Source organism: Streptomyces thermolilacinus SPC6, from assembly GCF_000478605.2.
In the GTDB taxonomy this organism is placed as follows: domain Bacteria; phylum Actinomycetota; class Actinomycetes; order Streptomycetales; family Streptomycetaceae; genus Streptomyces; species Streptomyces thermolilacinus.
Genome location: NZ_ASHX02000001.1, coordinates 222,406 through 237,964, shown reverse-complemented (window position 1 = coordinate 237,964; position 15,559 = coordinate 222,406). Strand labels below are relative to the sequence as shown.

Below are 15,559 nucleotides of genomic sequence, written 5' to 3'. Positions count from 1 at the left end.
CGGCGGGTGGTCAGTAGCGGACGGGCAGGGCCGTCAACGCGCGGTTGAGCAGCGACGGCTGCCAGGACAGGGGCTCGTCCGCCGGTTCCAGGCCGGGGCGTTCCCGCACGAGCACGTCGACCGCGCTCACGGCGACCAGCCGGGCCAGCGCCGCGCCGACGCAGAAGTGCGCGCCGAACCCGAAGCCCAGGTGCATCGGCCCGCCGCTGCCGCGCCGGACGTCGAACCGGTCCGGGTCGGCGAACCGGTCCGGGTCCCGGTTGGCGGCTGCCGTCACCAGGAACAGCCGGTCCCCGGCCCGTACCGGCCTGCCGTCGAGGTCCAGGTCATCGGCCGCGATACGGATCGACATCTTCGACGGCCCGTCGAAGCGCATCGTCTCCTCCACCGCCATCGGCACCAGCGCCAGCGGGTCCTCGCGGACCGCCGCGAGCTGGTCGGGGCGGGTCAGCAGCGCCAGCATCGTGTTGGCGATGAGGTTGCTCGTCGTCTCGCCGCCCGCGAACGCCATCTGCGTCAGCATCCCGACGAACTCCTCCTCGCTGACGGACGTCCCGACGCGGCCGCCCGCCAGCACGGCGCTGATCAGGTCGTCCTTCGGGTCCGCCCGGCGCTGCCGGACCAGGTCCGCGAGGTAGTCCTCCAGATTGACCAGCGACTGGAGGGACGTGCGGTACTCGCGTTCCTCCTGGGCCGCGCCGAGCACCAGGTCGCCCACGCGGGCGTTCCAGTACCAGAAGGACGGCGCGTCGGCCTGCGGCACTCCCAGCCAGCGGGCGAACACCAGCGCCGGCAGCGGCCGGGCGATGTCGGCGACCAGGTCCCCGGCCTTCCCGGGCGCGGCCCGCCGGTCCGCCATGGCCCGCGTGGCCCGCTCCACGAACCCCCGGTAGCGGCCGATGGCGCGGGCGGCGAACTGGTCCTGGAACACCTGCCGCAGCCGCCGGTGCTGCGGCGGGTCGTTGAACACCATCCAGCGGGACAGGATGCCGAACGCCCGCTCCGCGTCGTCACGGGCGCCCTCCGGGACGGCGTCCATCAGCGGCCGCACCCGGTCCGCCGAGACGGCGGGGTCGCGCAGGCAGTGCATCAGGTGGTCGTGGCCGGTGACCAGCCACGCCCGGTGCATCGCGCTCCAGTACACGGGGTCGTGGTCGCGCAGCGCGTTGAGGTACCCGTACGGGTCGGCGTTCACGGCGGGCGAGAGCAGGTACTGCTCGGTGAAGCCCCCGGCGCGGGCCCCGGCGGAGCCCGTCGGCGCGGGCGCGCCACCCGCGGCGGTGCCGGTGGCCGAGGCCTTGCCCGGTGCCGCCGTCGTGGCCCGTGCCGTGGCCGTGCCGGCCGCCGAGGCCCTGCCCGGTGCCGCCGTCGTCGGGGCCGTGGCCGCGGCCGTCGCCGCCGTGACCGGGCAGCCGGTGGCCGTGCGGGCCGGGGCCGCGGCCGTCGCGGTGGTGTCGGGCGCGGTCGGGGCCGTGGCCGTCGAGGTGGTGGCCCGCCCGCTGGGGGCCGTGGTGACCGGGCAGGCCGTCGCCGCTCCCGTGCGGCCCGTGCCCGCCGGCATCGTCGTCGTGGTCATCGCGCGACCCCCGTCCCGATCCTCGCCAGCAGCGCGGCGGTCGCGGGCATCAGCCGCTCGGACATCATCGACATGTGGTCCCCCTCCGTGACATGGACCGTCAGACCGCCCAGCGCCAGCTCGCGCCACCGTGCGACATAGGTCCGGTATCCGACGTCCAGGCCGGGCATCGGCTCGTCCTCGGGCAGCCCGGCCGCCGTGCTGCCCACCACCAGGTGGATGTGGCCCGGGTACGGGCGCACCCGGTACCCGGCCAGCGCGACCAGCAGCGAGTGCCACACCTCGATCGGCGCGTTCTCCACGAGCGCCGCCTCGCTGGGGCTCATCCCCGCGCCCAGCAGCAGCGCGGTGAGCTCCGCCACGGCCGCCTCCCGCTCCGGGGACGGCGCCAGCGCGCGGATCCGGTCGCGCATGCCCAGCGCGTTCACCATGTCGCGGCCCACCCCGGCCAGCCGCTCGGCCGCCACCGGGTTCGGCAGGTACGGCTCGATCAGCACCAGCGGCTCGACCGTGTGCCCGGCCTCGTGCAGCTGCGTCGCCATCTCCAGCGCCAGGTTGGCGCCCATCGACCAGCCCAGCAGGTCGTGCGGGCCCCGCCAGCCGTGCGCGGCGATCTCGGCGACGTAGTTCGCGGCGATCCCGGCCACCGTCGTCGGGTCCACCCCGCCCAGCAGCCCGCGCGCCTGGAACGCCCGCACCGGCCGCCCCGGCGGCAGTTCACGGGCCAGCGGCACGTACCACGCGGCACTCCCGCCCGTCGGGTGCACGCACCACAGCGGCGCGCCCTGCCCGTCCCGCAGCCGCACCTCGGAGCGGACCTCCGCCGCGGCCGCCGCCCCGGCGCGGGACGCCAGCTGGGCGATGGTGGGCGCCTCGATGAGGTCCCGCACGGTCACCCGGAGGCCGCGCGCCGTCGCCTGCGCGGCCACCCGCACGGTGGACAGGGAACTGCCGCCCAGCCGGAAGAAGTCGTCGTGCACCCCGACCTCCTCGACCCCGAGGACGCCGCGCCACACCTCCGCGAGCAGCAGCTCGGCGGCCGTGCTCGGGGCGACGTACGGGGTGGCGCCCCGCTCGCGTCCCGCCGACGGCAGCGGCAGGGCCCGCTTGTCGGTCTTGCCGCTCGTGTTGACGGGCAGGTCGTCGAGGGGCACGAAGAACGCGGGCACCATGTACGCGGGCATCCGCGCCCGCAGCCCGCGCCGCAGCTCCTCCTCGCCCGCCCCGGAGCCCTCGCGGAGCACGACGTAGGCGACGAGGGCCGGTTCGCCGCCCGGCAGGTCGCGGCGGAGCAGGACGACCGCCTGCCGCACCTCGGGCAGCTCCCGCAGGGCGTGCTCCACCTCGCCCAGCTCGATGCGGAACCCGCGCAGCTTCACCTGCCCGTCCCGTCGGCCCAGCCACTCCACCTGGCCGTCCGGCCGCCGCACGCCGATGTCGCCGGTGCGGCACAGCCGGTCGCCGGGCGCGCCGTACGGGTCGGGGACGAACGTCGCCGCGGTCAGCGCGGGCCGGTCGAGGTAGCCCCGGCCGACGGCGTACCCGCCGAGGTGGATCTCCCCGGGCACCCCGTCCGGGACCGGCTGGAGGTCGTCGTCCAGGACGTGGACCTGCGTGTTGCGGATCGGGCGGCCGAGGGGCGTGCGGCGGCAGTCCGGGGCGAGGCGGGCGGCGACCGACCAGGACGAGGTCTCGCTCAGCCCGTACACGTTGTACATGCGCCGGCCGCGGGACCACGTCCGGGCCAGCTCCGCCGGGCACGCCTCACCGGCGACCTGGAGCACCGCCAGGTCGGGGAACCGGTCCTCGTCCAGCACCGCTAGCGCGCTGGGCGGCAGCATCGTGCCGGTGATCCGGTACTCCCGCAGCGTCGCCGCGAGGTCGGGTCCCGGCCGCAGGGCCTCCTTCGGGGCGGTGCACAGGCGGCCGCCGTTGGCCAGCGCCCAGGTCATCTCCAGGACCGACGCGTCGAAGCTGAACGACGCGAACTGGAGCACCCGGTCGTCGGGTGACGGCTGCACCACGTCCCGCTGGCCCTCCAGCATGTTGGTCAGGCCCCGGTGCGGGACGGTCGCGCCCTTCGGGGTGCCCGTGGAGCCGGACGTGTAGATGACGTACGCGGTCGTGTCGGGCGTCACGGCCGGTGCCGTGCCCACCGGCACCTCCGACGGCTCCCACACCGCCGGGTCGTCCAGGCACAGCACGGGACCGTCGAACGGCACCGCCCCGGCCAGCGGCGACTGCGTGAGCAGCACCCGCATGCCGCTGTCCCGCGCCGTGAACGCCAGCCGCTCCACCGGGTGCTGCGGGTCCAGCGGCAGGAACGCTCCGCCCGCCTTGAGCACGCCCAGCACCGCCCGCAGCATGTCCGGGCCCCGGTTCACGCAGATCCCGACGACCGCCTCCGGGCCCACCCCCAGCGTCCGCAGCCGCGCCGCCAACCGCTCCGCCGCGCCGTCGAGTCCGGCGTACGTGACCTCTTCGGCGGCGTGCGCGACGGCCACCGCGTCGGGGGTGCGCGCCGCGTGCCGGGCCACGCACTCGTGGAACATCAGCCCGTCGCCGGGCAGGTCCGCGCCGCGCGCCCCGGCAAGCACCCGCTGCCGCGCCTCACCGCGCAGCGCGGGCCGCGTGACCGGCGCGTCCGGTGCGGACACCATCGTCTCCAGCACCCCGCACAGCAGATCCGCTAGCTGGTCCGCCGTCGCGGGGGACACGTACGCGGGGTCGGCGTCCAGCTGGAAGCCGTCCACGGACGCGTTGACCAGCAGCGGGAACATGGTCCTGGCGATCTCCATCGACTCGTCCCACGTGTCGCCGGACAGCCGGTGGAAGTTGACGAAGTTGAACACCGCCTGCACGGGGCTCGGCTCGCCCGGCCGCAGCTCCGCCAGCCGCACCAGCGGCACCCTGCGGTGCGGCAGCATCTCCCGCTCGGCCGCGAACACGGCCCGCACGTACTCCAGCCAGCTGCCGCGCGGGCGCTCCACGCCGAACGGAACCGTGTTGAGGAACAGCCCGCGCATCCGGTCCGCGCCCGGCAGCTCCGGCCGGCCGTTGGTGACCAGGGCGATCGCGTGCCCGGCGCTGTCGTCCCGCTCGGCGTACAGGCTCATCAGGTGGTGGAAGGCCGTCAGCAGCACCGTCCGCCTCGGCACGCCCGCCTGCCGGGCGAGCCGCCCGACGGGCCCGGCGAGCCGCTTGTACGAGCGTTTCGTCTCGTACACGCTCTCCGCGGCCCCCTCGTCGCCGTCGCCGCGCCGCGTGAACCGCACCGGGCTCAGCGCGTCCAGCGCCGTGCGCCAGTACGCGAGGCCCTCCTCGTCGCGTACGGCCGCCCGCTCCAGCGCCACGTACTCCGCGAACTGGGGCGCGGCGGGCAGCTTCGGCGTCCGGCCGTGCGCCACGGCCTGCCGGTGCAGGTCCAGCAGGTCGGCGATGAGCGAGGTCAGGCTCCAGCCGTCCAGGACGACATGGCAGTCCGTCAGGGTGAGCCGCAGCTCGTGGTCGGTGAGGTGGTGCAGGTGGATGCGGACCAGCGGCGGCGCGGCCAGGTCGAAGCGCCGCCCGAACTCCTCGTCCACGTACTGCCGCAGGGCCGCGCGCTGCTCCTCGCGGGGAAGGCCCCGCAGATCCGTGTAGCCGACGGGCAGGGCCGCCTCGCGGTGCACGAGCTGGAGCGGCTCGGAGTACGACACGAGGTCCACGGAGGTCCGCAGGATGCCGTGCTCGCGCACCACCGCGTCCACCGCCGCCTGGAACGCCGCCAGGCCGAACCCCTCCGGAACGGTGATCTTCAGGTCGGTGACGTTGTGGTAGGCGCCGCGCCGCTCGTCGGCGAGCATCTCGTGCAGCATGCCCGCCTGGAGCATCGTCAGCGGGTACGCGTCCTCCAGGCCCTCCGGGAGCCGCGCCCGGTCCGCCGGGTCGAGCTGCGAGAACGGCTCCACCGGCGGCGGCGCCTCCCCGTCGGCCGCCGTCGCCATCGCCGCAAGGTCGCCCAGCGTCGGCGCCCGGAACAGGTCGGGCACCGTCAGCGCGAGGCCCGCCGACCGCGCCAGGCCGATCACCCGCAGCGCCAGGATCGAGTCGCCGCCCAGGTCGAAGAAGTTCGCCGTACGGCTGACCCGCTCCACGCCCAGCACCTCGGCCCACACCCGGGCCAGCGCCTCCTCCGTCTCGCCGCGCGGCGGCACGTGTCCCTCGGGCGCGGCGGCCGCGTCACCCGCCACCGCCCGCAGCGCGGCCCGGTCCACCTTGCCGTTCGCGGTGAGCGGCAGCCGCTCGTGCCGCACGAACAGCGCGGGCACCATGTACGACGGCAGGGTCAGCCGCAGCCGGTCCCGCAGGTCCGCCGCGTCCAGCGGGCGGCCCTCCGTCAGCACCACGTGCGCCACCAGCCGGGCGCCCTGCGGCTCGGGCCTGGCCACCACGGCGGCGTCCGCCACGCCGGGCAGGGCGCGCAGGGCCGTCTCGATCTCGCCCGGCTCGATCCGGAAGCCCCGCACCTTCACCTGGTGGTCGGCCCGCCCCACGTACGCCAGCTCCCCGTCGGGCAGCACCCGCACCAGGTCGCCCGTCCGGTACATGCGCGTCCCGCCCGGGCCGAACGGGTCGGCGGGGAACCGCTCGGCGGACAGCTCGGGGCGGTTGCGGTAGCCGCGCGCCACGCCGCCCCCGGCGACGTACAGCTCACCGACCGTGCCGCGCGGCACCAGCCGCCGGAACCGGTCCAGGACGTAGCCGTGCTGCCCGGCCAGCGGCCGCCCGATGGGCGAGGTGACCGGCGACACCGTGTCCGCCTCGGTGATCAGCCGGTACGTGACGTGCACGGTCGTCTCGGTGATCCCGTACATGTTCACCAGCGCCGGCCGCTCGCCCTCCGGGACGGTGAACCAGTCCCGGTAGTCCCGCGCGTCGAACGCGTCGCCGCCGAAGACGACCGTCCGCAGCGCCAGGTCCGCGAAGACCGCGCCGGACTGCGCCATGTGCGCCCGCAGCCCCTTGAACGCGGCGGGCGTCTGGTTCAGCACCGTCACCCGCTCCTCGCGCAGCACCCGCAGCACCGCAGCCGGGTCGCGCACCTCGTCGTCGGTGAGCACCACGACCCGCCCGCCCGAGGTCAGCGGCCCCCACAGCTCCCAGACGGAGAAGTCGAACGCGGGGGAGTGCACCAGCGTCCACACGTCGTCCGCGCCGAACGAGAAGTGCCGGTCGGCGGCGTCCAGCAGCCAGGCGAGGTTCCCGTGGGTCAGCTCCACGCCCTTGGGCCGGCCCGTGGAACCGGAGGTGTAGATGACGTACGCGAGCCGGTCCGCGCCCGGCGCGTCCTCCAGCGAGCCGTCGTGCGCGCCGTCGGCCCCGTCGTCAGGGGCGCCCTCCAGCGGCACCACCTCCACCGGCAGCCCCTCCACGGCCGCGCGCCCCGCGCCGCCCGCGACCACCAGGGACACGCCCGCGTCGGTCACCGTGAACTCCCGCCGGGCCTTCGGGTGCGACGGGTCCAGCGGCAGGTACGCCGCGCCCGACCGCCACACGCCGAGCAGCGCCACCGCCAGCTCCGGGCCGCGCCCGACGCACACGCCGACCAGCCGCTCGGGCCCCGCTCCCGCCGCCCGCAGCCGCCGGGCCAGCGCCCGCGACGCGGCGTCCAGCTCCCCGTACGTCAGGCTCCGCCCGCCACCCGACACGGCGACGGCGTCCGGGGCGCGGCGCGCGTGCTCGGCGAAGCGCTCCAGGGCGGTGCGCGGCGCGGCAGCCTCCCGCACCGGGCCCGGCTCCGGGAGCGCGGGCCGGTTGGCGGGGCCGTCCGGGCCCAGCAGCTCGCCGATCTCCTCGTCCGTGAGCAGCGCCATCTCGCTGAGCGGCACGCTCGGCACCCGTACGAACGCCCGCAGCACCGCCACCAGATGGGCGGCGAACCGGGACACGGACTCCTCGGTGAACAGGTCCGGGCGGTACACGAACCGCAGCGCGATCCGCCCGTCGCCCTCCAGCACGTCCAGGGTCAGATCGAACTTCGCGGTCGTCAGGTCGATCGGGAACACCGCGCCCTCCGCCTCCCCGAGCCGGAACGCGCCCGACGACGCGGGGGTGTGGGTGAACAGCACCTGGAACAGCGGGTTGCGGCCGAGGTCCCGCTCCGGGCTCAGCTCGTCGACGACCTTCTCGAACGGCAGCGACTGGTGCGACAGCGCGCCCAGCACGCTCTCCCGGGTGCGGCCCAGCAGCTCGTCACCGGTCGGGTCGCCCGACAGGTCGGTGCGCACGACGAGGGTGTTCACGAAGAACCCGGCCAGCTGTTCCGTCTCGGGCCGCTCCCGGTTGGCGACGACGGTGCCGATCGCGATGTCGTCCTGCCCGCTGTGGAACGCCAGCGTCGCCTGGAACGCCGCCATCAGCGTCATGTACGTGGTGGCGTCGGCGCGTTCGCCGAGCGCCCGCAGCCGGTCCGTCAGCTCCGGGGGCAGCTCCACCGTGTGGAGGGCGCCCGTGTAGGAGCGTTCGGCGGGGCGCGGACGGTCGGTGGGCAGCTCCAGCGGGGTCAGCCCGGCGAGCGTGCTCCGCCAGTACGCGAGGTCGTCGCCGTGGTCGCTGCCGCGCTGCCACACCGCGTAGTCCGTGTACGCGATCGGCAGGGCCGGCAGGGCGGCGTCGGTGCCCTCGGTGCGGGCCCGGTGGAACGCGGCCAGGTCGCGCAGCAGCACGTCCAGCGACCAGCCGTCCGCCACGATGTGGTGCAGGGCCAGGACCAGCACGTGGTCGTCGTCCGCGACCCGCAGCAGCACCGCCCGGAACCCGGGCTCGGACGCCAGGTCGAAGGGCTGCGCGGCGACCTCCCGCACGGCCGCGGCGAGCGCGTCGGCGCCCCCGTCCCGTACGGCTCCGGGCAGCTCCACCACGTCGAGGCCGATGGGCTCCCCGTCGAGGACGCGCTGCGCGGGGACGCCCTCCTCCTCGGTGAACACGACCCGCAGCTGCTCGTGGCGGCCGACCAGGTCGCGGACCGCGCCGTCGAGCGCGGCCGTGTCCAGCGGGCCGGTGAACCGCCAGGCCGCCGGCATCAGGTACTCGACCCCGTCCGGGTCGAGGCGGTGCAGGAAGTACAGGCGCTGCTGCGCCGCCGACAGCGGGACGCGGTCCGGTCGCGGGTCGAGGCGCGGGATACCGGCGGGCGCGGCCCCGGCCCGGCCGCGCAGACGGCGCTCCAGGAGGCGGCGCGCGGCGGGGGAGAGCTTGGAGGCGGGCGCGGACGCGGTCGTGTTGGTGGTGGCGCGTTCGGCGGGTGCGGTCGTGTTGGCGGTGGCGCGTTCGGCGTGTGCGGTGGTCATCAGGGGTTCCGTCCCATCGGAGAGTCGGTGAGCAGGCGTGTCGGCAGCCGGTGCTCGTGAGTCGGGGGCGCGGCGCGCGTGGCCGCGCGGGTGGTGCGGGGGCCCGGCGGCGGGGTGAGTCCGCCGCCCGTGGCCGTCCCGGCGGGGTGAGCCCGCCGCCGGGGGAGGAGGTCAGTAGTCCGCCGTCAGCGACAGGTCGATCTCGTCCTCGCTCATCGCGGCGATCTGCTCGACGAGCCGCCGTTCCAGCTCGGCGGCCAGCCGCTCGACGGTCGGGTGCTCGAACAGGTCGCGCACCCGCACCGGACAGTCGAACGCGGCCCGCAGCCGCGACGCGACGGCGACGGCGCGCAGCGAGTGCCCGCCCAGCGCGAAGAAGTCGTCGTCCACGCCGACCTGGGGCAGGCCCAGCACCTCGGCCCACACCTGCGCCGTCACCAGCTCGGTCGGGGTGCGCGGGGCCACCGCCCCGGGCGTCACGGGCGGCTCCGGGTCGGGCAGGGCGGCCGTGTCGCACTTGCCCTGCACCGTGCGCGGCAGCGCGTCCAGCACCACGAACGCGGCCGGCACCATGTAGCCGGGCAGCCGGTCCCGGCACCACTCGGCGAGCGCGGCCGTGTCCGGGTCCCGCCCGGCCGCGTACCCGACGAGCGTCCGGTCGCCGCGCAGTTCGCGGACGACGACGGCCGCCGCGTGCACCGCGGGGTGCGCCTCCAGTACGGCCTCCACCTCGCCCAGCTCGATGCGGAACCCGCGGATCTTCACCTGGTGGTCGGTGCGGCCCAGGAAGTCCAGCTCCCCGTCCGGCAGTCGCCGCACGATGTCGCCCGTCCGGTACAGCCGGCCGCCCGCGCCGCCGAACGGGTCGGGGACGAACCGCTCCGCGGTGAGCCCCGGCTGCCCCAGATAGCCCCGCGCCAGCTCCGGGCCGCCGACCAGCAGTTCACCGGGCACACCGACCGGTGCGAGCTCGCCGTACGCGTCCACCACGTACAGGCGGCGCGCCCCCCACGCCGTGCCGATCGGCACCCGCCCCTCGACGGGACCCGTCACCAGCCGGGAGGTGGCGGAGATGACCGACTCGGTGGGGCCGTACGTGTTCTGGACCGGCACGTGCGGCAGATACGCGAACCAGCGGGCGAGCGGCGCCGACGGCAGGGTCTCGCCGCCCGTGACGACCAGCCGCAGCCCCTTCAGGCCGTCGCCGACCGTGTCGAGCCGGGCCGCGATCTCCTCCCAGTACGACGGTGTCACCTCCATGACGGTGACCCGCGCCTCGCGGACCCGCTCGGCCAGCTCCTCCACCGTCCACACCTCGTCCGGGCGGATCACCACCGCCGCCCCGGCGCCCAGCGCGGGCAGGACCTGCTCCAGCGACGCGTCGAACGAGAACGACGCGAAGTTCATCACCCGGTCCTCGGCGGTGATCCCGAACCGCTCCCGCGCGGTCAGCGCGTGCGCCGCCAGCGCGTGGTGCTCCACCCCGACCGCCTTGGGCCGGCCCGTGGACCCGGAGGTGAAGATGACACAGGCCAGCTCGCGGGGCGTCGGCGTGTGCCGGGGCCCGTCCGGGTCGGGACGGACCGCGTCGACGTCGAGGACCGGCACGCCCAGCCCGGCCGCCAGCGGGGCCGTCGCGCCGTCCGTGACGACGAACCGCACCCCGGCCCGCTCCACCATGTACCGCAGCCGCTCCTCGGGCAGGCGCGGGTCCAGCGGCACGTACACACCGCCCGCCCGCCAGATCGCCGCCATCGCGACGACGGACCACAGCCCCCGGCCCAGGCACACGCCCACCGCCGTCTCCGGGCCCGCCCCCGCGTCGGCCAGCTCCCGGGCGAGACCGCCCGCGAGGCCGTCCAGCTCCCCGTACGTCAGGCTCGCGTCCCCGCAGACCAGGGCGACCGCCCCGGGCGCGCCCGCCACCGCGTACGGCGGCACCTGCGCCACCGCCGGGGCCGCCGCGTCCACGGGGCCCACCAGCTCCGCGTGCTCGGCGCCGGTCAGCATCTCCAGTCGCCCCACCGGGCGGCCGGGGTCGGCGAGCACCGACTCCAGCACGCGCCCCACGTGCCCGGCGAACCGGGTCACCGTCGCCGCGTCGAAGAGGTCCGTCGCGTACTCGACGTTCAGCGCGAACCGGTCGGCGTACAGCAGGAACGTCGCCGTCAGGTCGAACTTCGCCGACCGCCACGGCAGCGCGAACGGCTCCACGTCCAGGCCCTCCGCGCGCGGCCCGCCGACGGGGCTCTCCTGCACGTCGAACATCACCTGGAACAGCGGGTTGCGGGACGCGTCACGCTCCGGCCGCAGCCGCTCCACCAGCTTCTCGAACGGCACGTCCTGGTGGTCGAACGCGCCGAGCACGGACTCCCGGACCCGGCCGAGGAACGCCTCGAACGACGGGTCGCCCGACAGGTCGCCGCGCAGCACCACCGTGTTCACGAACAGCCCGACCAGCCGCTCCAGCTCCAGCTGGCCGCGCCCCGCCACCGGGGTGCCCACCGCCACGTCCCGCTGCCCCGACCAGCGGGCCAGCACGATCTGCACCACCGCCAGCAGCACCATGAACCGGGTCACGCCGTGCCGCCGGGCCAGCTCGTCGAGACCCGCCGCCAGCGACGGCGGCAGATCCACCTCGACCGCCGCGCCCCGCCCGGACCACACGGCGGGCCGCGGCCGGTCCGTCGGCAGCTCCAGCGGCGCCAGCCCGGCCAGCGCCGACTCCCAGTAGTCAAGCGGCCCCTCCAGCGCCCCGTCCTCCGCCGCGCGCCGCTGCCACACGGCGAAGTCCCCGTACTGCACGGGCAGTTCGGGCAGGCCGGCCCGCTCACCGGCCAGCCGCGCCGCATAGCAGGCGGTCAACTCGCCGACCAGCACGTCCTTGGACCAGCCGTCCGTCGCCGCGTGGTGGAACGCGATGACCGCCACATGGTCGTCCGGGCCCAGCTCCCACACACCGGCCCGCAGCAGCGGAGGCGCGGCCAGGTCGAACCGCCGCGTCGCGAACGCCGCCGCCCGCTCCCGCACCAGCTCCCGCAGACCGGCGTCCGCGCCGGTGCCGCCGCCCGCCCCGGCCGTGTGCCACTCCAGCGGCACCGCCACCGGACCGCGCACCCGCTGCGCCGGGCGCCCGTCCACCTCGACCAGCGCCGTCCGCAGCACCTCGTGCCGCGCCACCACGTCGTCCAGGGCGCCCTGCCAGGCCGTACGGTCCAGGCCACCGCGCACCCGCCACGCGTACCACAGCACGTACTCGTCGCCCCGGTCCGACATCCGGTCCAGGAACCACATCCGCTCCTGCGCGAACGACATCGGCAGCGGCCCCGACCGGTCCACCGCCACCACACCGCCGCCCGACGCCGCCCGCCGTGCCGCGCCGACCAGCGGCCCGAACTCCCGGAGCCGCGGGTTCTCGAAGAGCGTGCGCAGCTCGACCTCGCGGCCCAGCCGCTCCGCGATCCGCGACACGGCCATCGTCGCGAGGAGCGAGTGCCCGCCCAGCTCGAAGAACCCGTCGTCGATGCCGACGCGTTCGACGCCCAGCACCTCCGCCCAGATCTCCGCGACGACCCGTTCCGTCGCGTCACGGGGCGACACGTAGGCGGGCCCGCCCGCCGGCCGGTCGCCCGCGCCCACGGCCGGCAGGGCCGAACGGTCCAGCTTCCCGGCGGTGTTCACCGGCAGCGCGTCCAGCACCGCGAACTCCGACGGCACCGCGTAGTGCGGCAGCCGCGCCGCACACCACGCCCGCAGCGCCCGGGGCTCCACGCCCACGTCCGCCTGTCGCCGCGGCTCCGCCGCCGCGTCCTCGCCCGTCACCACGTACCCGGTCAGGCCCAGGGCGCCGCTCGCGTCCGGCCGGGCCGCGACGGCCGCCGCCACCACGCCGGGGCACTCCCGCAGCACGGCCTCCACCTCGCCCAGCTCCACCCGGAAGCCCCGCACCTTCACCTGGTCGTCCACGCGCCCCGCGAACTCCAGCTCCCCGTCCGGCCGCAGCCGCACCAGGTCACCGGTCCGGTACAGCCGCCCGCCCGTCCCGCCGAACGGGTCCGGTACGAACCGCTCCGCGGTGAGCGCGGGGCGCCCCAGGTAGCCGCGCGCCAGCTCCGGCCCGCCCAGCAGGAGTTCACCCGTGCCGCCGACGCCCACCGACTCGCCCCGCTCGTCCACCACATACGCCCGCCGCGCCCCCAGCGGACCGCCGATCGGCACCACGTCGCGCGGGTCGTCCGCGCCGGGGAGCACGTCGTACGTCGTGGCCGTGACGGTCGTCTCCGTCGGCCCGTACGCGTTGCACACCCGCACGTGCGGCACCCGCGCCCGCCACGCGGCGAGCGGGCCCGGCGGCACGGCCTCCCCGCCCAGGATCAGCAGCCGCAGCGACGCCAGGGCGGCGGCCGCGTCGTCGCCGAGCGACCGCGCCAACTCGGCCCAGTACGTCGGCGGCAGGTTCACCACGGTCAGCCGGTGCCGCCGGACCTCCTCGACGAGCCGCGCCGGATGCCACTGCTCGTCCGGGCGGATCACCACCGTCGCCCCCCGCGACAGGGCGGGCAGCAGCTGGTCGAGCGAGGCGTCGAACGAGAGGGACGAGAACGCCAGCACCCGGTCGTCGCCCGTGACGCCGAACGCCTCGCGGGCGGCGGCCACATGGGCGGACAGCGCCCGGTGCTCGACGCCCACGGCCTTGGGGCGTCCCGTGGAACCCGAGGTGAAGATCACGTACGCCAGCTCGCGCGGATCGGGTACGTGACGCGGCGCGTCCGGCCCGGGCCGTACGCCTTCCAGGGGCCGTACCGGCACGCCCAGCGCGGCCGCGGCACCGGCGGTGGACGCGTCGGCGACCACGCACCGCACATCCGCCTCGGCCACCATGAACCGCAGCCGCTCCTCGGGCAGCGCCGGGTCGAGCGGCACGTACACGCCACCGGCCCGCCAGATGCCGTCCATCGCGGCGACCGCGCCCACACCGCGCCGCACCAGCACGCCCACCCGGTCGCCGGGCCGCACCCCGTCCGCCACGAGGGCGGTGGCCAAGCCGCCGGTCAGCGCGTCGAGTCCGCCGTACGTGACCGACTCGCCCCCGCATACGAGCGCCACCGCGCCGGCGTCCCCCGCCACCGCGAACGGCACGGCGCCGGCGTCGGCCGGTACGGCACCGCCCGGCACCCCGGCGGCCGGTTCGGCGCCCGTCCGCGAGGCCGGCGGTGACGGCGCTGGCGGTGCCGCCGTCCGGCCAGGCCCCGTCAAGGGCGCCAGTCCGCCCGCCGCCTCGGCCAGCCGCGCGTCGGGCGCCTGGACCACCGCGCGCAGCAGCTCCACGTACCCGTCGCGGAAGCGGTGCATCGTCGCGGCGTCGAACAGGGCCGTGGAGTACTGGAGCCGCGCGGCGACCGTCCCGTCGGGCCGCGCCCCCAGGTCCAGGAACACGTCCAGCGGGGTGCCCCGCAGCGGCGGCGGGACCAGCTCCACGTCCAGCCCGCCCAGCTCCGGCGGCCGCTGGGTGTTGAGCAGCGTGAACGACGCCTGCGCCAGCGGGTGGCGCGACAGGTCCCGCGCCCCGCCCACCGCCTGCACCACCCGGTCGAACGGCGCCTGCGCGTGCGAGAAGTCGCGCAGCGCCCCCGCCCGGACCCGGCCCAGCAGCTCCGTGAACGACGGGTCGCCCGCCAGGTCGGTGCGCAGCACGATCGTGTTGACGAACGGTCCGATCACGTCCGCCGCCCTCGGGTCGCCCCGGTCCGCGAGCGTCGTGCACACGGCGATGTCCGTACGGCCCGAGTACCGCGCCAGCAGCGCCTGGTACGCGGCGAGCATCACCATGTACCGGGTGGCCCGGTGGGAGCGGGCCAGCCGGTCCACCCCGGCCACCAGGCCGGCGGGCAGGTCGAAGCGGACCACGTCGCCCGCGCCGTCCCAGAAGCGGGGCCGGGGCCGGTCCGTGGGCAGCTCCAGCGGGGCCGCGCCGGTCAGCCGGTCGCGCCAGTACCCGAGCAGCCGTTCCGTGCGCGGCCCGCTGAGCCGCTCGTTCTGGAGCCGCGCGAAGTCGGCGTACTGGAGCGGCGGCGGAGCGACCTCCTCGCCCCGGTACCCGGCCGTCAGCTCGCGCAGCAGGATGTCCCAGGACCAGCCGTCCACGGCGATGTGGTGCACCACGACCAGCAGCAGGTGCTCGTCCGGGCCGGTCTCGGCGAGGACGGCCCGCAGCGGCGGCTCCTGCGCCAGGTCCAGGGGGCGGGCCAGCTCCCGCGCGAACAGATCGTCCGCGCCGGCGGCCGCCACCCGACGGACGGCGAAGGCGCCGGGCGGATCGACCTGCGGGACGGGCTCCCCGCCCACGGTGACGAACCGGGTCCGCAGCACCTCGTGGCGGGCCACGACCCCCGCCAGCGCCCGCTCCAGGGCGGGTATGTCGAGAGCGCCGCGGAAGCGGAGCGCCAGCGGGAGCAGGGAGTCGGCGGAACCCCGGCTGAGCTGGTCCAGGAACCACAGCCTCCGCTGTGCGGACGATACGGTGCGAACAGCTGCGCCAACCTTCACTGCGGGCCTCCAAGCGGTGGATTTCCTCCACCCTCGCGGCTGCGGCACGCGCCCAGTAGGGAAGAAGACGCAGCCGCACACGCAGAAGCCCGCGCACGCACAAGCC

Annotated in this window: 3 protein-coding genes; all 3 read right to left on the bottom strand. The window is 76.3% G+C overall.

Annotated features, from left to right (window positions below):
* Nucleotides 1-10 precede the first annotated feature (10 nt).
* Nucleotides 11-1,576, bottom strand: a complete 1,566-nt coding sequence (locus tag J116_RS01115; RefSeq protein WP_023591211.1) for a cytochrome P450 — start codon at nt 1,574-1,576, stop codon at nt 11-13.
* On the bottom strand, nt 1,573-8,907 hold the full coding sequence (locus tag J116_RS01110; RefSeq protein WP_023591212.1) for a non-ribosomal peptide synthetase: 7,335 nt from the start codon (nt 8,905-8,907) through the stop codon (nt 1,573-1,575). Before J116_RS01110 ends, J116_RS01115 begins: the two co-directional genes overlap by 4 nt.
* Nucleotides 8,908-9,078: 171 nt before the next feature.
* Nucleotides 9,079-15,453 carry a non-ribosomal peptide synthetase gene (locus J116_RS01105; protein WP_023591213.1) on the bottom strand — a complete coding sequence of 2,125 codons (6,375 nt, stop codon included), beginning with the start codon at nt 15,451-15,453 and terminating at the stop codon, nt 9,079-9,081.
* Nucleotides 15,454-15,559: the final 106 nt, after the last annotated feature.